The 19,905-nt window shown below is 67.6% G+C and carries 19 protein-coding genes and 1 tRNA gene; 5 read left to right on the top strand and 15 right to left on the bottom strand.

Annotation, left to right across the window (positions count from 1 at the left end):
- Positions 1-15 precede the first annotated feature (15 nt).
- Complete coding sequence (locus M2352_RS08225) at positions 16-501, bottom strand: XRE family transcriptional regulator (RefSeq protein WP_264664010.1); 486 nt, start codon at positions 499-501, stop codon at positions 16-18.
- A gap of 146 nt (positions 502-647) precedes the next feature.
- Between M2352_RS08225 and M2352_RS08220 the strand changes: the two genes are divergently transcribed.
- Positions 648-869, top strand: a complete 222-nt coding sequence (locus M2352_RS08220; protein ID WP_264664009.1) for a hypothetical protein — start codon at positions 648-650, stop codon at positions 867-869.
- Positions 870-947: 78 nt separating this feature from the next.
- Here M2352_RS08220 and M2352_RS08215 read toward each other — a convergent pair.
- The 8 genes from M2352_RS08215 to M2352_RS08180 form a co-directional block, all read right to left on the bottom strand.
- Positions 948-1,024: transfer RNA gene (locus M2352_RS08215), tRNA-Pro, on the bottom strand.
- Positions 1,025-1,116: 92 nt separating this feature from the next.
- A complete protein-coding gene (locus tag M2352_RS08210; RefSeq protein WP_264664008.1) occupies positions 1,117-3,384 on the bottom strand; it encodes a GGDEF domain-containing protein in 2,268 nt (755 codons plus the stop codon).
- An 82-nt stretch (positions 3,385-3,466) separates the two neighbouring features.
- Positions 3,467-4,273, bottom strand: a complete 807-nt coding sequence (locus tag M2352_RS08205; RefSeq protein WP_264664007.1) for a ferritin-like domain-containing protein — start codon at positions 4,271-4,273, stop codon at positions 3,467-3,469.
- Positions 4,273-6,168 carry a potassium transporter Kup gene (locus tag M2352_RS08200; protein WP_264664006.1) on the bottom strand — a complete coding sequence of 632 codons (1,896 nt, stop codon included), beginning with the start codon at positions 6,166-6,168 and terminating at the stop codon, positions 4,273-4,275. Before M2352_RS08200 ends, M2352_RS08205 begins: the two co-directional genes overlap by 1 nt.
- 139 nt (positions 6,169-6,307) lie before the next feature.
- Positions 6,308-7,078 (bottom strand): flagellar type III secretion system pore protein FliP, encoded by a 771-nt coding sequence (gene fliP, locus M2352_RS08195; protein ID WP_264664005.1) that lies wholly within the window; start codon positions 7,076-7,078, stop codon positions 6,308-6,310.
- Positions 7,075-7,407 carry a flagellar biosynthetic protein FliO gene (locus tag M2352_RS08190; protein WP_264664004.1) on the bottom strand — a complete coding sequence of 111 codons (333 nt, stop codon included), beginning with the start codon at positions 7,405-7,407 and terminating at the stop codon, positions 7,075-7,077. The genes fliP and M2352_RS08190 overlap by 4 nt, the downstream gene beginning before the upstream one ends.
- A gap of 13 nt (positions 7,408-7,420) precedes the next feature.
- Complete coding sequence (locus M2352_RS08185) at positions 7,421-7,831, bottom strand: hypothetical protein (protein WP_264664003.1); 411 nt, start codon at positions 7,829-7,831, stop codon at positions 7,421-7,423.
- On the bottom strand, positions 7,828-8,166 hold the full coding sequence (locus M2352_RS08180) for an EscU/YscU/HrcU family type III secretion system export apparatus switch protein (RefSeq protein ID WP_264664002.1): 339 nt from the start codon (positions 8,164-8,166) through the stop codon (positions 7,828-7,830). The genes M2352_RS08185 and M2352_RS08180 overlap by 4 nt, the downstream gene beginning before the upstream one ends.
- Before the next feature lie 131 nt (positions 8,167-8,297).
- Here M2352_RS08180 and M2352_RS08175 point away from each other — a divergent pair, with 131 nt between their 5' ends.
- Complete coding sequence (locus M2352_RS08175) at positions 8,298-9,116, top strand: outer membrane protein assembly factor BamD (protein ID WP_264664001.1); 819 nt, start codon at positions 8,298-8,300, stop codon at positions 9,114-9,116.
- Positions 9,083-10,792 carry a DNA repair protein RecN gene (gene recN, locus M2352_RS08170; protein ID WP_264664000.1) on the top strand — a complete coding sequence of 570 codons (1,710 nt, stop codon included), beginning with the start codon at positions 9,083-9,085 and terminating at the stop codon, positions 10,790-10,792. Before M2352_RS08175 ends, recN begins: the two co-directional genes overlap by 34 nt.
- Positions 10,793-10,983: 191 nt before the next feature.
- On the opposite strand, the gene M2352_RS08165 is transcribed toward recN, so the two are convergent.
- Positions 10,984-11,826, bottom strand: coding sequence for an SDR family oxidoreductase (locus M2352_RS08165; protein WP_264663999.1), 843 nt, complete (start codon positions 11,824-11,826; stop codon positions 10,984-10,986).
- A gap of 104 nt (positions 11,827-11,930) precedes the next feature.
- On the opposite strand from M2352_RS08165, the gene M2352_RS08160 reads away from it, so the two are divergent.
- On the top strand, positions 11,931-12,320 hold the full coding sequence (locus M2352_RS08160) for a winged helix-turn-helix transcriptional regulator (protein ID WP_264663998.1): 390 nt from the start codon (positions 11,931-11,933) through the stop codon (positions 12,318-12,320).
- Positions 12,321-12,383: 63 nt separating this feature from the next.
- Here the strand turns inward: M2352_RS08160 and M2352_RS08155 are convergent, their stop codons facing one another.
- The gene (locus M2352_RS08155) at positions 12,384-12,800 is read right to left on the bottom strand and encodes an OsmC family protein (RefSeq protein WP_264663997.1); all 417 of its coding nucleotides are present in this window, start codon (positions 12,798-12,800) and stop codon (positions 12,384-12,386) included.
- 109 nt (positions 12,801-12,909) lie between these two features.
- Here M2352_RS08155 and ligA point away from each other — a divergent pair, with 109 nt between their 5' ends.
- Positions 12,910-15,297, top strand: coding sequence for an NAD-dependent DNA ligase LigA (gene ligA / locus M2352_RS08150; RefSeq protein ID WP_264663996.1), 2,388 nt, complete (start codon positions 12,910-12,912; stop codon positions 15,295-15,297).
- Positions 15,298-15,559: 262 nt separating this feature from the next.
- Here ligA and M2352_RS08145 read toward each other — a convergent pair whose 3' ends face one another.
- The 4 genes from M2352_RS08145 to M2352_RS08130 all read right to left on the bottom strand — a co-directional run bounded on the left by M2352_RS08145 (position 15,560) and on the right by M2352_RS08130 (position 19,818).
- Complete coding sequence (locus M2352_RS08145) at positions 15,560-16,393, bottom strand: ABC transporter permease subunit (protein ID WP_264663995.1); 834 nt, start codon at positions 16,391-16,393, stop codon at positions 15,560-15,562.
- Positions 16,390-17,409 carry an ABC transporter permease subunit gene (locus M2352_RS08140; protein ID WP_406567239.1) on the bottom strand — a complete coding sequence of 340 codons (1,020 nt, stop codon included), beginning with the start codon at positions 17,407-17,409 and terminating at the stop codon, positions 16,390-16,392. The genes M2352_RS08145 and M2352_RS08140 overlap by 4 nt, the downstream gene beginning before the upstream one ends.
- Positions 17,406-18,563, bottom strand: a complete 1,158-nt coding sequence (locus M2352_RS08135; RefSeq protein ID WP_264665318.1) for an ABC transporter ATP-binding protein — start codon at positions 18,561-18,563, stop codon at positions 17,406-17,408. The genes M2352_RS08140 and M2352_RS08135 overlap by 4 nt, the downstream gene beginning before the upstream one ends.
- A gap of 136 nt (positions 18,564-18,699) precedes the next feature.
- Positions 18,700-19,818, bottom strand: coding sequence for a polyamine ABC transporter substrate-binding protein (locus M2352_RS08130; protein ID WP_264663994.1), 1,119 nt, complete (start codon positions 19,816-19,818; stop codon positions 18,700-18,702).
- Positions 19,819-19,905 lie beyond the last annotated feature (87 nt).

The raw sequence follows: 19,905 nt of genomic DNA, 5'->3' as shown, positions 1-19,905 counted from the left end.
GGGGAGAAAGTGGCGTCAGAACAGGCGAGGGCCAAGCAAAAGGGGGATGAAGCGCTTCGCCTCAGCCACGGATGGATACGGAACCTCCCGCCCGGCCGCTACCTCCTCTTCGTACCACCGGCAGATGCGGGCGACGATGTCACCCTGGTCCCGTGGTGACAGGACCAGCGCCTTGTCGTTGCAGAATTCGGCAAGCGCCTCGACGAAGATCCTGATCCGCCCCACCGGAATGTCGTCAAGGTTCTTCGCTCCGCCGCCGTCCACGTCCGTGCGGGCCAGCGGTCCGGCAAGGGCCAGAACCTCCGCCTCCGGAATCCCGCGCTTCACAAGGAGAGGAAGTGCCTTCTTGACGAATTTATAGGGAAGGCAGTCGGTGTATTCCCGTGGATCCTCATAACGCTGAATGCTCGATGCCCCGCGATACCCCATATCCTTGGCAAACGAATCCAAGGAATAACCGGCCCGCTCTCTCATGGTGCGGAGGGTCTGGGTAACGTCCATCGCTCTCTCCTTGTGGCGCAAGGGACGTTGCACGCATTTTAATACGTTTTCCACGTTGACATACATACGCAAAAAACGTATAACCCGCACGGCCGGCCAGCCCCATTCCCCCAGCCCCCGTCCCTTGAAAACAGCGAGGTCACCGCATGAGCTCCCCCTGCGAGCCCACCCCTCACAGCGCTGCCCTGTACGATGCCCTGGAGGCGGTTGACGCGTTCATCCGCACCCGCCTTGCGGCCCCGGCAGACACCGGCGCCACGCCCTTGCCCGCCCCCCCGGCAGAGACCCGCACGCCCCGGCGGCGGGCAAAGCGCAAGACCGCTCCCCCATCCGCCCCGGCGGCGGACCACGGCGTGGAATTGCGGTGACGCACGTCTTGGCATGAAGACAAAAATTAAGGCGGCCAGCAAACGCTGAGCCGCCTTAATCGTGACCGACAGTCGCGCTGGTCGGAGCGACAGGATTTGAACCTGCGACCCCCAGACCCCCAGTCTGATGCGCTACCAGGCTGCGCTACGCTCCGTTCGTTTCGCGCGTCCGTCGGTGGAGCGGGACTATAGTTAGGAGGCGGGGGGTGTGCAACAGGCTTTTTCAGAAAAATGAAGGTCAATATTCCTATTCACCCGCAGACACCACCCGGTTCCGCCCCTGCTGCTTGGCGGCATAGAGCGCATGATCCGCCCGCGCCATCAGACGGGAGGCATCATCCCCCGGCCCCAACGGCGCCAGCCCGATGCTGGCGGTGGGGGTGACCGGACCGCCGTCGGCGGAGATGCGCAGCGCCTCCACCGCCTCGCGCAGGCGCTCCGCGGTGGAGGCGGCGCGGCGGATGGCGGTTTCCGGCAACAGCACGGCGAATTCCTCGCCCCCCAGCCGCCCCACCACATCGGCGTCGCGCAACGCGGTGCGGCACACGCCGGCAAACGCCACCAGCACCTCGTCGCCCACCCCATGGCCGAACTGGTCGTTGATGCGCTTGAAATGGTCCAGGTCCACCATCGCCAGCGTCATGGGGCGGCCATAGCGCAGGCTGCGCGCGATGTCGGACCCCAGCCGGTCCAGGAACGCCCGCCGGTTCAGCAGCCCCGTCAGGGCATCGGTGGTGGCCAGCCGGTGCAGCTCGGCCTCCAGGATCTTGCGCTCGCGGATGTCGCGGGTCACCCCCTGCAGCCCCAGAAGACGCCCGTAGGAATCGAGCAGCAGGGTCATGCAGGTCTCGCACTCCAGCACGATGCCGTCGGGGCGCACCACCTCCAGCTCCAGGCGGACTTCGGCACGCTCCTGCTTCTGGGCGGCGGCGGCGGCGGTGGCGCTGGCGATGGCGCGCCCGGCCCGCTCCCCGCTTTCCGGCGACAGGAATTCGAAGATGGACCGGCCCAGCAGGGCGTCGGGCGGAATGCCGCGGGCCTGTTCCACCGATTGGCTGACGAAGGTATAGCGCAGGCCGGGATCGACGGCCCACACCACGTCGGTCATGTTGTCGGTCAGAAGGCGCAGCTTGCGCTCGCTCTCGCGCACCGCCTGCTCGCTGCGTTTGCGGTCGGTGATGTCGGCGGTCCCCAGCAGCACGACCGGCGTGTCCCCGAAACGGGTGAGCGAGGCGGAGACGAGGGCGGTGATCACCTCCCGCTTTGCGTTCCACAGCTCGGTTTCCATGTCCTGCACCGCCTCGCCGGCGGTGACGGCGGCGAAGACCCGCTGCCGGTCCTCCAGCCGGCACCACAGCGCCGATTCGTGCCGGTCGGGTTCGATGGCCGGATCGACGCCGAACAGGCGCCGCGCCTGCCCGTTGGCGAACAGCAGCCGGTCGTCCTCGGGCCGCACGAGGCTGATGGGCAGGGGCAGATCCTCCACCACCTGCCGCAGCAGCGCCTCGCTGGCCTGCAATGCGGCGGTCCGTTCGGCCACCCGCTGCTCGAGCGTGGCGACCATGGAGCGCAGCGCCCGCTCCGCCCGCCGCCGGTTGTTGGCCAGCGCCCCGCACGACAGGATCAGCGCCGCCCCGGTGACCGTGAAGATGCCGACGAAGAACAGCGGACGGTGGATGCCCGCGCCGGCAAAGGGGCCGTAGCCGGTGGCGGTCATGATCACCGCAATCACCACTACGGCGCTGAACACCGTGTACGCCTCCCGCGAGGTGAAGCGCACGGCCAGCCACGCGCACGGCACCAGCAGCAGGAAGGGCAAGGCCGCGTCCGCCTGCCCTTCCAGCCCACGCCACAGGAACAGCGCCGCGCTGCCGGCCATCAGCGCCAGCGACACCCCCAGCCATTCACCCTGGCGGTTGCGCCCGGCGCGGGTGGCCGGGTCCAGCAGCCACAGCAGCACCGGCGGGGCCAGCGCCAGCGTGCCCCAGGCATCCGACAGCCACCATTCCAGAAAGGTGCGCCCCAGCGCCCCCGACAGGATCCGCCCGTTCAAGGACAGCGTCAGCGCCCCCGCCCCGCCCGTGATGGCCGCGTGCAGCACCACCGCGAACATGGTGAAGGACGCCACGTCGCGCACGCCGAACAGCGCGTCGGTGCGGCGGGCGAAACGGCGGGCCAGCACAATGCCCACGACCGGCCCCAGCGCGTTGGCCAGCGAAATGGGCAAAGCCATCCCCAACGGGGCGGAAAAACTGAGCGCGTTGATAATCAGGGAGCCGAGGAACAGCCCCGGCACGATGGACCAGCCATAGATGGCCCCGGCCACCACGCCGATTCCGGCGGATGGCCACAGCGGTGCCGGGAACAGGCCGATGGAGGAGAAGAACACCTCCACCAGCGCGCCCACCAGGGCATAGATGGCGGCAACGGCAAGATTCGCCAGGGCGGGCACCCGCCAGCGGTCACCGGCAGCGGCCCCCGGCCCCCCCGATACCTTCGCCCCGACATTGACCATGCCCGCCGACCTCGCACGCGCAAACGGCCCCGATGCTACTCAACTCCCGGCAGGTTTGTCACGGAACCTGTGCCGTGCCGCATCACGCGCCGCGACTGTCATCCGCCAAAGGCAGGTAATAAGAGGCGGGAAGCCCCGCACGCCCGCGGGCCTCCTGATTGAAGGGAGCCTTCAAGACCCCGCGGAAGAAGCGGCGCACCCGGTCCTGGTACACGGATTCGGGATCAAGGCCATCCCGGATGCACAACCATTGGAACCAGCGGCGTCCACTGGCCACATGGGTGATCTCGTCATCGAAGATTCGCTGCAACAGCGCTGCGCTGTGGCCGTCGCCCAGCGCCTCGAACCGGGCGATGGTGGCGGGGGTGACGTCCAGCCCGCGCGCCTCCAGCACCATGGGCACCACCGCCAGCCGGGCCAGCGGGTCGCCGGCGGTGACCTCCGCCGCCTGCCACAGCCCATCGTGGGCGGGAAGATCGCCATAGGCCGCGCCGAAATCGGCCAGCCGGTCCGCCAGCAGGCGGAAATGGATGGCCTCGTCCTCCGCCACCTGCACCCAGTCGTCGAAGAAGCCCGTGGGGAACGGCACCGCGCCGAAGCGGGCGATGAGATCCCAGGCCAGATCGATGGCGTTCAGCTCGATGTGCGCCAGGGCGTGCAGCAGCGCCACCCGCCCCTGCGGCCCGCCCACGCTGCGCCGGGGCATGTCGCGGGGCAGCATCAGCGGCGGGCGCTCGGGCCGGGCCGGACGGGCGGGCGGCCCGGCCTCCCCCACCGTCATCCCACCGGCCTTCCACGCCGCCGCCGCTTCCAGGGTCAGAGCCATCTTGTCGGCCGGCGACGGCGCCAGAAGCACCGCCACGGCATGGTCACGCAGCGAGAGCGTCATCACAACTGAACCTGGGTGCCCAGTTCCACCACCCGGTTGGGCGGGATCTTGAAGAAATCGGTAGCGCTGACCGACGTGCGCGACATGACCACGAACAGCTTCTCCCGCCATTGGGCCATGGGCGGCTGCATCTTGGGGATCAGCGTCTCCCGCCCCAGGAAGAAGGAGGTGGTCATCATGTCGAATTCCAGCCCCAGCGCCTTGCACAGCCGCAGCGCGTTGGGGATGTTCGGCTCCTGCGAGAAGCCATAGCGCACGACGATGCGGTAGAAGCCCTCGGCCAGCCCCTCCACCGTCACGCGGTCCTTGGCCGGCACGCGGGGCACGTCGTCCACCAGCACGGTCAGGAACACCACCCGCTCGTGCAGCACCTGATTGTGCTTCAGGTTGTGCAGCATGGCGATGGGAACGGTGCCGGCACCCGACGTCATGAACACCGCCGTGCCCTTCACCCGGTGGATGGGGGATTTGGCCTGCCGCTTCACGAAATCCTCAAGCGGCAGCGAATCCTCGGCCAGACGGCGCGACAGCACCGCCCGCCCCCGCCGCCACGTGGACATCAGGAACAGGGTGACGACGCCGATGGCCAGCGGCGCCCAGCCGCCCTGGGGCACCTTGATGATGTTGGCGGCAAAGAAGGCCACGTCCACGATCAGGAACACGCCCCCCACCAGCACGCACAGCAGGACCGACCAGTGCCACCGCCGCCGGGCCACCACCAGCGCCAGGATGGTGGAGATCAGCATGGTCCCCGTCACCGCGATGCCGTAGGCCGCTGCCAGGTTGCCCGACGATTCGAACCACAGCACCAGCCCGATGATGGCGAACAGCAGGCCCCAGTTGGCCCGCGCGATGTAGATCTGCCCCTCCTCCTCGCTGGAGGTGTGGCGGATGTCGAGCCGCGGGCACAGGCCGAGCTGCACCGCCTGCCGCGTCAGCGAGAACACGCCGGAGATCACCGCCTGGCTGGCGATCACCGCCGCCGCCGTCGCCAGCGCGATCAGCGGATAGAGCGCCCAGTCCGGCGCCAGCAGGTAGAAGGGGTTGCGCACCGCTTCCGGGTCATGCAGCAGCAGCGCTGCCTGCCCCAGATAGTTCAGCATCAGCGACGGCAGCACCAGCCCGAACCACGCCGCCTGGATGGGAAACCGGCCGAAATGGCCCATGTCCACATAGAGCGCCTCCGCCCCCGTCACCGCCAGCACGACGGACCCCAGCACGGTGAACGCCTTCAGCCGGTTCTCCGCCAGGAACGACAGGCCGTAGCGCGGGTCCAGCGCCGCCAGGATCTCCGGCGCCTGCACCACCTGCGCCAGCCCCAGGATGGCCAGCACCACGAACCACAGCACCATGATCGGGCCGAACAGCGCCCCCACCTTGGACGTGCCCCGGCTCTGGATCGAGAACAGCAGCACCAGGATGACCAGCGTCATCGGCACCACCACCCTCTCCAGCGCCGGTTCGGCGATCTCCAGCCCCTCCACCGCCGACAGAACCGAGATGGCGGGGGTGATGATGCCGTCGCCATAGAACAGGGCGGCGCCGAACACGCCCAGCGCCATCAGGAAGCCCAGCCGGCCGGACGCGTCGGGGCGGCTCTGGGTCGCCAGCGCCAGCAGCGCCAGGATGCCGCCTTCCCCCTTGTTGTCCGCCCGCATGACGAACAGGACGTATTTGACCGACACCACGATCACCAGCGCCCAGAACACCAGCGATACGACGCCGTAGATATTGGCCGGGATGACCGCGATTCCATGCTCTTCGGTCAGGCATTCGCGGAAGGTGTAAAGCGGGCTGGTGCCGATGTCGCCGTAAACGACGCCGATGGCACCCAAAAGCAACGCCGCCAGACGGCCCCGGTCGGGGCCAGCGGTCTTCGATGACGGAGCGGTCATGATCGGGGGGTGCCTGCTGCCTCACAGGGACAAGGACGGAAGGCCGCCGGGCCCGGTATCCGGGAAACCGGCGGATCTTTGTGTGATTGTAACGCCCGTGAACGCCCGCGAAGTCAAGCGCCGGATCGCCGCGCCCTCCTCACAGCGTGCCAAAACTGCGCGCGAGCGATCCCGCAATGAGGTACCAGCCGTCAACAAGCACGAAAAAGATGATCTTGAATGGGATTGCCACCATCGTTGGTGGCAGCATCATCATGCCCATGGACATCAGGATCGACGACACCACCATGTCGATGATGAGGAACGGCAGAAACAGCAGGAATCCGATCTCGAAGGCCCGCTTGATCTCGGAAATCATGAAGGCGGGAATCAGCACGTGGTACGGGGTGGCGTCGGGCGATGCGATCGGCCCCACCCGGCCCATGTCCACGAAAAGCTGCAGATCCTTTTCGTTGGTGTGGCGCAGCATGAAATCGCGGAACGGGGCGGCGGTGCGGCGCAGCGCCTCCATCTCGTCGATGTCGTCGTTGATCAGCGGCACGATCCCCTGGGTGTAGGACCGTTCGAAGATCGGGGCCATGACGAAGAAGGTCAGGAACAGCGCCAGCGACACCAGCACGGTGTTGGGCGGCACCTGCTGCACGCCCAGCGCCTGGCGCAGGAACGACAGCACGATGACGATGCGGGTGAAGGCGGTCATCATGATCAGGATCGACGGCGCCAGCGACAGCACCGTGATCATGGCCACAAGCTGGATGACCCGCCCGGTGGTGGACCCGCCGGCGTCGTTCAGGTCGAACGTCAGGCTCTGGGCCAGCGCCGGCCCCGCCGACAGCCCGGCCGTAATGCCGGCGCCCAGCGCCAGCACCGCCCCCCACAGCACCGCCCGGCGCAGGTGCCCGCGGTTCATGGCGCCACCTCCGCCGCCGGAGCGGCGGCGGGGGGAAGAGTCTTCATGGTGTCCTCGAACGATTCCGGAGGGCGGATGCCGGTCTCGACCACCACGTCGCCCGACGCGCTCAGCAGCAACAGATGTTCGGTGCCGTCGCGGCGGATCAGCACCAGCCGGCGGCGGGGATCCAGCGCCAGCATGTCCACCACCGCCAGCCGGCGCAGCCGCGATCCGCCGCGGGCCCCCACACCCACGCCCAGCCGGCGCATCACCAGCGCCATCACCGCGAACAGGCCGATGACGAACGCCAGCGCCAGGACGAAGCGGGCGTAAAGATCGAAATCCATGGATAAGGTCACATCAGGTGTCGGAAGGAGGCTCGCCGTCGGGCACCCTATCACCGGACGGGTGCCGGGGGGATGAGGTATCGAGCGGAACCGCCAGCGGCCCGGGGCGGCCATAGGCGGCGGCGGCCCGCCGCCGGGCGTTCTGCTCCTGCTCCGCCGCCGTGGCCTGCTGCCGTTCGCCGATGGTGTCGGCCAGCGCCCCCAGCACGTCCAGAAGCCGTTCCAGCCCGGCGGCCAGTGCCCGCGCCTCGTCCCGCGGCAGGGCCGCGACGGCGGCGCACAGCCCCCCGACCCGCTGGTCCAGGCCGGTCAGGTCCAGGCCATCGCCCGCGGCCACGCCCGCGCGGGCGTCGTCCAGCGTGGCGGCCAGGGCTTCCATATCCGCGCGCACGGTGCCGCGCTGGTGAGTGTCCGGTGACGTCATTCCACAGGGTCCGGGTCGGGTACGACGGTGCCGTTGGCACGATAGACATGGGACAGGATCTCCGCCACCGCAACGATGGCTTCCAGCGGGATTTCGCTGTCCACATCGACCGCCGACAGGATTTCCACCAGATCGGCGTCCTCGCGCACCTTCACCCCGTTGGCGAAGGCGATTTCCAGGATCTGTTCGGCCACCGTGCCGCGGCCCGTCGCCACCACCCGCGGCAGGTCGCGCCCGCCCAGCTCGTACTTCAGCGCCACCGCCACCGGGCGGCGCGGCTTGGCCCGTGCGTTGGGCTGGAACGGACGGTCGGAGGTGTCGAAACGCGCAGCCACGCCGGCCCCCGTTCAATGAAGACGTGGCCCCATCCTACACCAACCGTGCCCCGGCCTTACAGGGGGACTTGCCGGGCACGGCTGCCCGCGTGCTATATAGGGGCCACGATTCCACGGTCCGTTGGACGAAAATGTTCTTGCGCGCTTTCCGCCTGCCCCTGGTGGCCCTGATGCTGGGCCTCACGGTGTCCGCCTGTTCCGGCGATAAGGATGAGCTTCCCTATGTGGAGCGTCCGGCCGAACAGATTTTCCAGGAGGCGGAAGCCGCCATGAAGGCGGAGGAGTACAAGACCGCCGCCAAGCTGTTCGACGAGGTGGAGCGGCAGCACCCCTACTCCCAATGGGCGACCAAGGCGCAGCTCCGTGCCGCCTACGCTCATTACGAGAACCTGAAGTACGACGACGCCATCCTGGCGCTGGACCGCTTCATCCAGCTCCACCCCGGCAGCCCGGATGTGGCGTACGCCTATTACATGCGCGCGCTGTGCTATTACGAGCAGATCACCGACGTGCGCCGCGACCAGCGCGTGACGCGCCAGGCGCTGGACGCCCTGGCCGAGGTGGTCCGCCGCTTCCCCGACACCCAATACGCCCGCGACGCGCGTCTGAAGATCGACCTGACCAACGACCATCTGGCCGGCAAGGAGATGGAGGTCGGACGCTTCTATCTGAAGCAGAACCAATACACCGCCGCTCTGGGCCGTTTCCGCACGGTCATCGAGCAGTATCAGACCACCTCGCACGTGCCCGAGGCACTGCACCGGCTGGTCGAATGCTATCTCGCCCTGGGCGTGGTGGACGAGGCGAAGACCGCCGCCGCCGTGCTGGGTCACAATTTTCCGGGCAGCGAATGGTACGTGGACAGCTACGCTCTGCTGGTGGACGCCAACGTGCGTCCGGCGCAGAATCCGAAGTCGTGGATCAGCAAAGTCTGGAACTCCGTGTTCTAGGCCGGTCGGGGCTCGTCTCCCTCACCATCCGCGATGTCGTCCTCATCGAGCGGCTCAGCCTGAATTTCCGTGCCGGCCTGTGCGTGCTGACCGGCGAGACGGGGGCCGGCAAGTCGATCCTGCTCGATTCGCTCGGGCTGGCGCTGGGGGCACGGGCCGATTCCGGTCTGGTGCGCCACGGCGCCGAACAGGCCAGCGTCACCGCCGAATTCGACCTTTCGGGTGACCATCCGGCCTTCGCCATCCTCAAGGAACAGGGGCTGGACGCCGACGACCGGCTGGTGATCCGCCGCACGGTCAGCGCCGACGGCCGGTCCCGCGCCTGGGTCAACGATCAGGCGGTGGGCGTGGCCCTGCTCCGCCGGCTGGGCGAGGAGCTGGTGGAGGTTCACGGGCAGTTCGACACCCACGGCCTTCTGAACCCCCAGACCCACCGCGGGGTGCTCGACGCCTATGCCGGGCTTGCCGCGCGCCACGCGCAGGTGGCGGCCAGTTACCGCGCGTGGCGGCAGGTGGAGGACGCCCGCGCCAACGCCGCCGCCGACATCGCCCGCGCCCGCGCCGAAGAGGAATACCTGCGCCACGCCGTGGCCGAACTCGACGCGCTCGCCCCCCGCGCGGGGGAGGAGGAGGAGCTGGCGGAAACCCGCGCGGTGCTGATGCACCGGGAAAAGCTGGTGGACGCGCTCAACGCCGCCTTCGCCGACCTGTCCGGCGACCGGGGGGTCGAGCGGCAATTGTCGTCTGCCATCCGCACCCTGTCGCGCATCGCCGACAAGGCCGGCGGGCGGCTGGATCCCGTCATCGCATCCCTGGACCGCGCCGCCAACGAGGCGGCGGAGGCCATTGCCGGGCTGCACGCCGCCTCCGCCGACGTGGACATGGACCCGGCGGCCCTGGAAAAGCTGGAAGAGCGCCTGTTCGCACTGCGCGCCGCCGCCCGCAAGCATGGGGTGGAGGTCGATTCACTGGCGGCGCTCCGCGATGATTTCGCCCGCCGCCTGTCGCTGATCGAGGATCAGGGCGACCTGCTGGCCCGGCTGGCGCGGGAGGCGGAAACCGCCCGCGAGACCTACCGCGCCGCCGCCGAAAAGCTGAGCCAGGAGCGCCAGAGCGCCGCCGGGCGGCTGGACGCGGCGGTCGCCGGCGAACTGCCGCCGCTGAAGCTGGACAAGGCCCGCTTCCGCACGCTGGTGGAGCCGCTGGACGAGGGCGACTGGGGACCGTCGGGCATCGACCGGGTGGCCTTCCTGGTGGCGACCAACCCCGGCTCCCCGCCGGGCGCGCTCAACAAGATCGCCTCGGGCGGTGAACTGGCCCGCTTCATGCTGGCCCTGAAGGTGGTGCTGGCCCAGACCTCCACCGTCGGCACCATGGTGTTCGACGAGGTGGACACCGGCATCGGCGGCGCCGTCGCCGCCGCGGTGGGCGAACGGCTGGCAGCCCTTGGCCATGGGCTGCAGGTGCTGGTCGTCACCCACAGCCCGCAGGTGGCGGCCCTGGGGGCCACCCACCTGAAGGTGCAGAAGACGGTGAAGGGGGAGCGGGTCTCCACCGGAGTCGCCGTGCTGGAAGGCGATGAGCGGCGCGAGGAGATCGCGCGGATGCTGTCGGGCGCCACCGTGACCGACGAGGCGCGCCGGGCGGCGGAAAGCCTGATGGCCGGGCGGGGATAATGCGGGGGCACCGCCGACGACCTGCCGCAGGAATTGAACGCGGCGGTGGCGTCTCTGGTGGCCCCTTCTGATCGCATTGGGCCACCGCCCAAACCCGTTTGGGGTGGCCCCCAAATCCCCCTTCTTTTTGTAAGAAAGGCGGAGGTTTGGAGGTGCCAACCTCCAAGCGGGGCCGGGGATGCCACCCATGCTCAAGACCCGGCGAAAACGCCCTTATGATCCACCAGCGTCTGCCGCACGGACCGCGGCGGATGCCCGGTCAGGGTTTCCACCGCCGGGGACACCGCAGCGGTCCACCCCTCCCGCACCGGGTGGAAGATCGACGCCAGGAACCCGGCATAGCCGTTCGGCACCCCCGCCGCGCTCAGGATGCCGATGAAGGTCTGATCGTCCACGGCGTTGTAGGCCACGGGCCGCCCGATGATCTCCGTCAGCAGCGCCGCAGCCTCGGCATAGCCCAAAGCCTCCGGCCCGGTCAGGTTGAACGCCTGCCCGTCGAAACGGTTCGTGGTCAGGGCGGCAGCCGCCGATTCGGCGATGTCGCGCACGTCGATGAAGCTGGATTTCCCCTCGCCCGCCGGGACCGCCACCACGCCCTGCCCGATCCCCGCCAGCCAGAAGGTGCGGAAATTGTCGGAGAACCAGTTGGGCCGCAGGATGACGAACGCCGCGCCCGACCGCTCCAGCAGCCGCTCCGCCTGACGGTAGGGAATGCTGTCGTCGGCATCCACGCCCAATGCCGTTTGCAGCACCACCTTCACCCGCCGTGCGGCCAGGGCCGTCAGCACGGGGGCCAGCATCCCCAGCGGGTCCATGGTGCCGGTGGGCGCCGCCACGAAGGCTCGGTCCGCCCCGTCGAACGCCGCGTCCCACCCGCTGGGGTCGGTGTAATCGAAACGCACGGCCTCCGCCCCCGCAACCGGGGTGGCGGCGCGGGAGGCGGCCTTCACCCGCTGGCCCAGCGCCACCAGACGCTCCACCAGCGGCGTGCCCACCGTGCCCGTGGCCCCCAGAACCAGAATTGCACCAGCCATCGCGTGTCTCCATCACACTAGGTTTCTGATAGAAACCAGCTACAGGATATGATCCCTGGTGTGAAGAAGGCACCTTCTGGTAACGTGGTCACCTTGGGGAAACCATGATGCCGCCGGATGCCATGTTCGAATACGATGTTTACGAGCAACGCTGCCCCACCCGTCTCGTGCTCGACCGGCTGGCCGACAAATGGGTCGTGCTGCTGCTGGGCCGGCTGGGCTCCGGGCCGCGGCGCTTCAACCAGTTGCGGCGGGAGGTTCAGGGCGTGTCGCAGAAGGTGCTGTCCCAGACCCTGAAGAAGCTCGAACGCGACGGGCTGGTGGAACGGCGGGCCTTTCCCACCGTGCCGGTGACGGTGGAATACGAACTGACGCCGCTGGGCCGCACCCTGGCGGTCCCGCTGGCGGCCTTGGCCGATTGGGCGGAAACCCATATCGAATCGGTGCTGGCCGCCCAACAGCAGTACGACGCCGCCGGCACCGGCTCACCGTAGCCGCAGCCGCAGCCGCTCCCCCGCCCCAGCGGGCGGAAAGGGAAACGCGGTCCATCACCGGCCTTACCCCTCCACCACCTCGAAATCATGGGTGATGGCGGCGGTCGCCCCCAGCATGATGGAGGCGGAGCAGTATTTTTCCGCCGAAAGCTGGATGGCCCGCTCCACCTTGACGGGGTTCAGGTTCTTGCCGGTCACGATGAAATGGATGTGGATCTTGGTGAAGACCTTCGGCTCGGTGTCGGCCCGTTCGGCTTCGATCTCGGCCACGCAATCGGTGACCGCCTCGCGGCCCTTCTTCAGGATCATCACCACGTCGATGGACGAGCAGCCGCCCATGCCGATCAGCAGCATCTCCATGGGCCGGATGCCCAGGTTGCGCCCGCCGGCCTCCGGCGCGCCGTCCATCACCACGGCGTGGCCGCTCCCCGATTCGCCGACGAACATCATGCCATCGACCCACTTCACACGCGCCTTCATGGCTTGCTCCTGCTAACAACTCCGGGCCGCACGCTGAACGGTCCCATTGCCGGACGCAAGCGGCTATGCTGACCCGCCCTATCGAAGCCGCTTTTATCAGCGAGAGATCATGAGCAACGCGTCCCTGTCCCCGGCCTCCCTCCGTGCCCTGGCACCCGATGAGCTGACCGTCGAACAGGCCCAGGCCGAACTGGCGGCCCTGGCGGCGGACATCGCGCACCACAACACCCTCTATCACCAGAAGGACGCGCCGGAAATCTCCGACGCCGATTTCGACGCGCTGGTCCGCCGCAACAACGCCATCGAGGCGCGGTTCCCCGAACTGCGCCGCGCCGATTCGCCGTCGCTGTCCGTGGGGGCCGCCCCGGCGTCGGGGTTCCGCAAGGTGCGGCACGCGGTGCCCATGCTGTCGCTGGACAACGCCTTCGCGCCCGAGGACGTGACCGATTTCGTTGCCCGCGTCCGCCGCTTCCTGGGGCTGAAGGAAGGGGACGCGCTGGACTTCGTGGCCGAACCCAAGATCGACGGGCTGTCCTGCTCCCTGCGCTATCAAAACGGCGACCTGGTACAGGCCACCACCCGCGGCGACGGGGCGGAGGGGGAGGACGTGACCGCCAATGTCCGCACCATCCGCGACGTACCGCACACCCTGCCCGCCCCCGTCCCGGCGGTGCTGGAGGTGCGCGGCGAGGTCTATATGAACCGCGGCGATTTCCTGGCCATGAACACCGCCCGCGCGGAACGGGGCGAACCGCTGTTCGCCAACCCGCGCAACGCCGCCGCCGGGTCGTTGCGCCAGCTCGATTCGTCCATCACCGCCGGGCGGCCCCTGTGCTTCTTCGGCTATGCGCTGGGGGAGGTATCGGAACCCATCGCCGGCACCCAATGGGGCGTCCGCGAACGGCTGAAGGGCTGGGGCTTCCAACTGAACCGCCCCGCCGAACATTGCGATGGTGTCGAGTCGCTCCTGCGCTTCTACGACGGCATCCAGCGCCGCCGCGCCACCCTGCCCTTCGACATCGACGGGGTGGTGTACAAGGTGGACCGGCTGGACCTGCAGGAACGGCTGGGCTTCGTGTCCCGCGCCCCGCGGTGGGCGACGGCGCACAAGTACCCCGCCGAGCAGGCCCAGACCCGGCTGAAGGCCATCACCATCCAGGTGGGCCGCACCGGCGCCCTGACCCCGGTGGCGGAACTGGAGCCGGTGAACGTCGGCGGCGTGGTGGTCAGCCGCGCCACCCTGCACAACGAGGATGAGATCGCCCGCAAGGACGTGCGGGTGGGCGATCTGGTCATCGTCCAGCGGGCCGGCGACGTGATCCCCCAGATCGTCGCCGTGGTGGAGAGCCAGCGCCCCGAAAGCGGCAGCGAGCCCTATGCCTACCCGACCCACTGCCCCGAATGCGGCAGTCTGGCCGTGCGGGAAGAGGGGGAAGTGGTGCGCCGCTGCACCGGCGGTCTGGTGTGCCCGGCCCAGGCGGTGGAGCGGCTGCGCCATTTCGTGTCCCGCGACGCCTTCGACATCGAAGGGCTGGGGGAAAAGACCATCGTGGAGTTCTGGACCGACGGGCTGGTCCGCTCGCCGGTCGATATCTTCACCCTGGAGCAGCGCAACGAGGGCTTCACCCCGCCGATCCGCGACCGCTTCGGCTGGGACGTGGTGTCCCAGGACAAGCTGTTCGCCGCCATCAACCAGCGCCGCGCGGCCATCGACCTGCACCGCTTCATCTTCGCGCTGGGCATCCGCCATGTGGGCGAGGTGACGGCCAAGACGCTGGCCAAGCACTACCGCACCGTGGACGCCTGGATCGCCGGCATGAACGAGGCAGCCGCCGCCATGCCGGGACAGGCGTGGCAGGATCTCCACACGCTCAAGGGCGTGGGGCCGACCACGGTGGAGGGCATCCTGGCATGGTTCGCCCACGCGGACAATGTGGCCAACGCCCGGTTCTACGCCACCCAGCCCACGCTGTCGGTGGAAACCGTCATCGCCACCCTGCTGTCGAAGACGGTGAAGCGCCCGGCGGCCAAGGCGCTGGCCGAACGCTACGCCACCGTTCCCGATTGGGTGGAGGCGATGGCCGAGGCCGCCGCCCACCGGCCCGGCCCGGCGTGGGGCGAGCTTGTGTCGCTGAGCGACGTGGGCACCGTGGCGGCGGAGGAACTGGCCGGCTTCTTCCTGGAGCCGAACAACCGCGCGGTGATCGGCGACCTGCTGGCCGCGGGCGTGACCGTCATCCCCTATGAGCCGCCCAAGGGGGCCACGTCCTCGCCCGTGGCGGGCAAGACGGTGGTGTTCACCGGCACGCTCACCACCATGACCCGCCCCGAGGCCAAGGCCCGCGCCGAGTCCCTGGGCGCCAAGGTGGCCGGGTCGGTGTCGGCCAAGACCGATTACGTCATCTGCGGCGCCGACGCGGGGTCAAAAGCCGCCAAGGCCCGCGACCTGGGCGTGACGATCCTGAGCGAAGAGGAATGGTGCGCGCTGGTGGGGTAAAGCATGCCCCCTCTCCCGCCGTGGGAGAGGGGCATCATGTAACATTTTGATATAAAATAACTTTTCATCGTCATCCCAGCGAAAGCTGGGATCCAGAGGGTGTTTCCAAGGCCAGCACCTTGGGGACTCATATCGCCGCTGATCACGGCTCACGCCTGGATTCCCGCTTTCGCGGGAATGACGATAAAAAAAATTTTTATATCAATAAATTAGAGATCCATGCAGTGCGTAGCCCCGGCGGTGAGGGGAAAAAACAGGGGGGTCACCCCCCCTGCTGCGCCATCTGCTCGTCGCGCAGGCGCTGGCGGTCCTGGCGGGCCATCAGCATGGTGGCGATGAAGATGCCCGTCGCCACCAGCAGCACGATGATCGTCGCCAGCGCGTTCACCTGCGGGCTGACACCGAACCGCACGCTGGAAAAGATCACCATGGGCAGCGTGGTGGACCCCGGTCCCGACACGAAGCTGGCGATCACCAGATCGTCCAGCGACAGGGTGAAGGCCAGCAGCCACCCCGACACGATGGCCGGCGAGATGATCGGCAGCGTGATGACGAAGAACACCTTGGCCGGGCGGGCGCCCAGATCCATGGCCGCTTCCTCCAGGCTCTCGTCCATGCTGACCAGACGCGACTGCACCACCACCGCCACATAGGCCATGGTGAAGGTGGTGTGGGCGATGGTGATGGTGGTCATGCCGCGCCCGTCGGGCCAGCCGGTCAATCCCTCCAGCGCCACGAACACCAGCAGCAGCGACAGGCCGGTGATCACCTCGGGCATCACCAAGGGAGCGGTGATCATGCCACCGAACAGCGTGCGTCCGCGGAACCGCCCGAACCGGGCCAGCGCCAAGCCGGCAATGGTGCCCAGAATGGTGGACACGGTGGCCGAAATCGCCCCCACCTCCAGCGACAGCCGGGCCGCCGACAAAAGCTGGTCGTTCTCCAGCAGCTCCCCATACCATTTGGTGGAAAAGCCGCTCCACACCGTCACCAGACGGTTTTCGTTGAACGAATAGATGATCAGCAGCGCGATGGGAACATAGAGGAAGGCATAGCCGAACCACAGCGCCCACGACAGGAAACCGGTCCGTTTCATCGCCGAACCTCCGCGTCCTGTTTGCCCTGCACGTACTGGAAGATCATGATCGGCACCACCAGGAAGGCCAGCAGCGCGATGGCCACCGCCGACGCCACCGGCCAGTCACGGTTGGAAAAGAACTCGTTCCACAGCACCCGCCCGATCATCAGCGTGTCGGGGCCGCCCAGCAGTTCCGGGATCACGAATTCCCCCACCGCCGGAATGAACACCAGCAATGACCCGGCGATGATGCCCGGTATGGACAGCGGCAGCGTGATCTTCAGGAACGCCTGCCACGGGCGGCAGCCCAGGTCCGCCGCCGCTTCCAGAAGCGTCCGGTCCAGCTTTTCCAGGGTGGCGTACAGCGGCAGGATCATGAACGGCAGATAGGTGTACGTGATGCCGATGTAGACCGCGGTGTCCGAATACAGAATCTCGAAATGCTCGTCCACCAGCCCCAGCGACGACAGGATGCCGGTCAGGATGCCGTTGGCCTTCAGAATGCCGATCCAGGCGTACACCCGGATCAGGAACGAGGTCCAGAACGGCAGGATCACCAGCATCATCAGCGCGCCTCGCCGCGACGGCGGGGCAAGGGCTATGGCGTACGCCATGGGATAGCCCAGCAGCAGGCACAGCAGGGTGGAGATGGCCGCCATCTTCAGCGACGACAGGTACGCCAGCACGTACAGGTCGTCGGCCCACAGGCGGATGTAGTTGCCGAGATTGAGGATGATCTGGAGCTTGCCCCCCTCCCCGCTGTCGTCGGTCAGCCACGCGAACAGGGCGGTATAGGGCGGCTGGGCCAGTTCCGCTTCGGAAAAGCTGATCTTGAAGACGATCAGGAACGGGACCAGGAAGAACAGCAGCAGCCACAGGTACGGCACCGCCAGCACCAGCCCGCGGCCCCACAGCCCGGCCCGGCGCAGCAACGCCACGGCCCATTGCACCACCACCGCCCCGCCGATGTCATACCCCGGCGGACGGCCTTCGCCCATGCGGTTGCCGAGCGGAATGAAGCCCTTGCGGCTCATTGGGTCAGCACCACGCCGGCAAAGGGCCGCCATGTCAGGTAAACCGTATCCTCCCAGGTGATGGGCAGGTCGGTGCGGCGGGTGACATTGGGCATGGTGGCGCGCAGCATCTTCCCCCCCGCCAGTTCGATGAGATAGATCGACACGTCGCCGAGATAGGCGATTTCACGCACCACCCCTTGCGTCATGTTGCGCCCGTCCTCGTGGGCGCCCGGTGGCGGCTCCTTGGACAGGGCGATCTTTTCCGGGCGCACCGCCACCCACACCTGCGTGCCCACCGGGGCCGACGCCGCGTGGGTGATGTAGAGGTCGCACCCCGCCTCCTCCGACCGGATGCGGACGTGATCGGGTTCGTCCTCCACCACCCGGCCTTCGAAGATGTTGACCGAACCGATGAACTCGGCGGTCAGGCGGGAGTTGGGGTATTCGTAGATCTCGGTCGGCGTGCCGATCTGGGCGATGTAGCCCTGGTTCATCACGGCGATGCGCGACGACATGGTCATCGCCTCTTCCTGGTCGTGGGTGACCACGACGAAGGTGATGCCCAGTTTTTCCTGGATGTTCACCAGCTCGAACTGGGTCTTTTCCCGCAGCCGCTTGTCCAACGCGCCCAGGGGTTCGTCCAGCAGCAGCAGCTTGGGCCGCTTGACCAGCGACCGGGCCAGCGCCACCCGCTGCCGCTGGCCGCCCGAGAGCTGGTGCGGGCGGCGGCGGGCGAATTTGGCAAGCTGCACCATGTCCAGCATGGCGGCCACGCGGTCGCGGATCTCGTCCTTGGGCACCCGGTCCTGCTTCAGCCCGAACGCCACGTTCTGTTCCACCGTCATGTGCGGGAACAGGGCGTAGGACTGGAACATCATGTTGACCGGGCGGTCGTACGGCGGAATGTCCGACATATCCACGCCGTCGATGAAGATCTTCCCCTCCGACGGGGTTTCGAATCCGGCCAGCATCCGCAGCAGCGTGGTCTTTCCCGACCCCGACCCGCCCAGCAGCGCGAAGAATTCGCCGCGGTAGATGGACAGCGACACGTCGTCCACCGCCACGAAGCCGCCGAAGCGCTTGGTCACCCGCTCGATGCGGACATAGGGTTTTTCGTTGGCATCGAGCCAGGGTTCCAGCCGCACCGGCTTGCGAATCGCCTGGGAAGTCATACCGCTGGTTGTCATACCGCTCCGTCCCCGACAGCGTGGTCTTGGGGGTGAAAGCCGAACGCCCCGGCTTCGGCGGGCTTCATCAGCCGGGCGAAACCGGGGCGCGGGGTGGTCAGGTACCGGAAAAGACGCAGGCTTACTTACCGGTCTTCACCTTGGTCCACAGACGGGTGCGCAGGCGCTCGGTGCCGGCCTTCAGCGACTTGATGCTGAACAGCTTGGCCTTCTGCGCTTCGGTCGGGAACACGGCGGGGTTGTTCTTCACCGAATCCTCAAGCCCGGCCAGGGTGGCGGGCACGGCGTTGCCGTACTGCACCTTGGCAGTGATGCCGGTCATGTTGGCCGGATCGAGCACGAAGTTCAGCAGCGCGTGCGCGCCGTCCTTGTTGGGGGCGTCGGCGGGAATGCCCATGGTGTCCCACCAGACCTGCGCGCCTTCCTTCGGGATGACGTATTCGACCTTCACGCCCTTGCCGGCCTCTTCCGCACGGGACTGGGCCTGGAGCACGTCGCCGGAATAGGCCATGACCACGCAGGCATCGGCGCCCGCCAGATTGTTGATGTTCTGGCCGGTGACGAACTGCTTCACATAGGGGCGGATGGCCATCAGAACCTTTTCCGCCTTCTCGTAATCCTCCTTCTTCTCGGAATTCGGGTCGAGGCCGAGATAGTGGAGGACGGACGGCAGAACGTCGGTGGGCGAATCCATGATGGTGATGCCGCAGGCCGACAGCTTCTTCGCCACCTCGGGCTTGAACAGCAGATCCCACGAATCGAGCGGGGCGTCGGGCATGATCGCCTTGATCTTTTCCGGCACGATGCCGATGCCGACGGTGCCGCCCAGATAGGGGATCAGGAACTTGTTGCCGGGGTCCGACGTCTCCAGCAGCTTCAGCACCGAAGGGTCGACGTTCTTCAGGTTGGGGATCTTCGCCTTGTCCAGCGGCGCCAGCACCTTGGCCTGGATCATGCGCGAGCCGGTGGGTTCCACCGTGGGGACGATGACGTCGTAGCCGGACTTGCCCACCAGAACCTTCTGTTCCAGCAGTTCCAGGCTGTCGTACAGATCGACGTTGGTCGGGTAGCCCGTGGCCTTGGTGAAGTCGGCCAGGGTGGTTTCACCCAGATAGTCGTTCCAGATGTAGATGTTGACCGGCTTCTTGTCCTGAGCCGCAGCACCGCCGGCAAAACCGGCCACGGTAACGGCCACCGCCGCGACGGCGCCCATAAGGCTCAGAGCAAAACGTTTCTTCATGGTCCCCTCAACCTGGAAAGGATGGACGGCCCCCCATGGCGCCGCGCCCGTGAGAGCGGTATTGCAGCCATGCTGCGGCTGCTTGTC

Origin of the sequence: Azospirillum fermentarium (genome assembly GCF_025961205.1) — a bacterium.
GTDB classification, from domain to species: Bacteria; Pseudomonadota; Alphaproteobacteria; order Azospirillales; family Azospirillaceae; genus Azospirillum; species Azospirillum fermentarium.
Note: the sequence above shows the minus strand (reverse complement) of the source record. Positions and strands in the feature narration are given on the sequence as shown.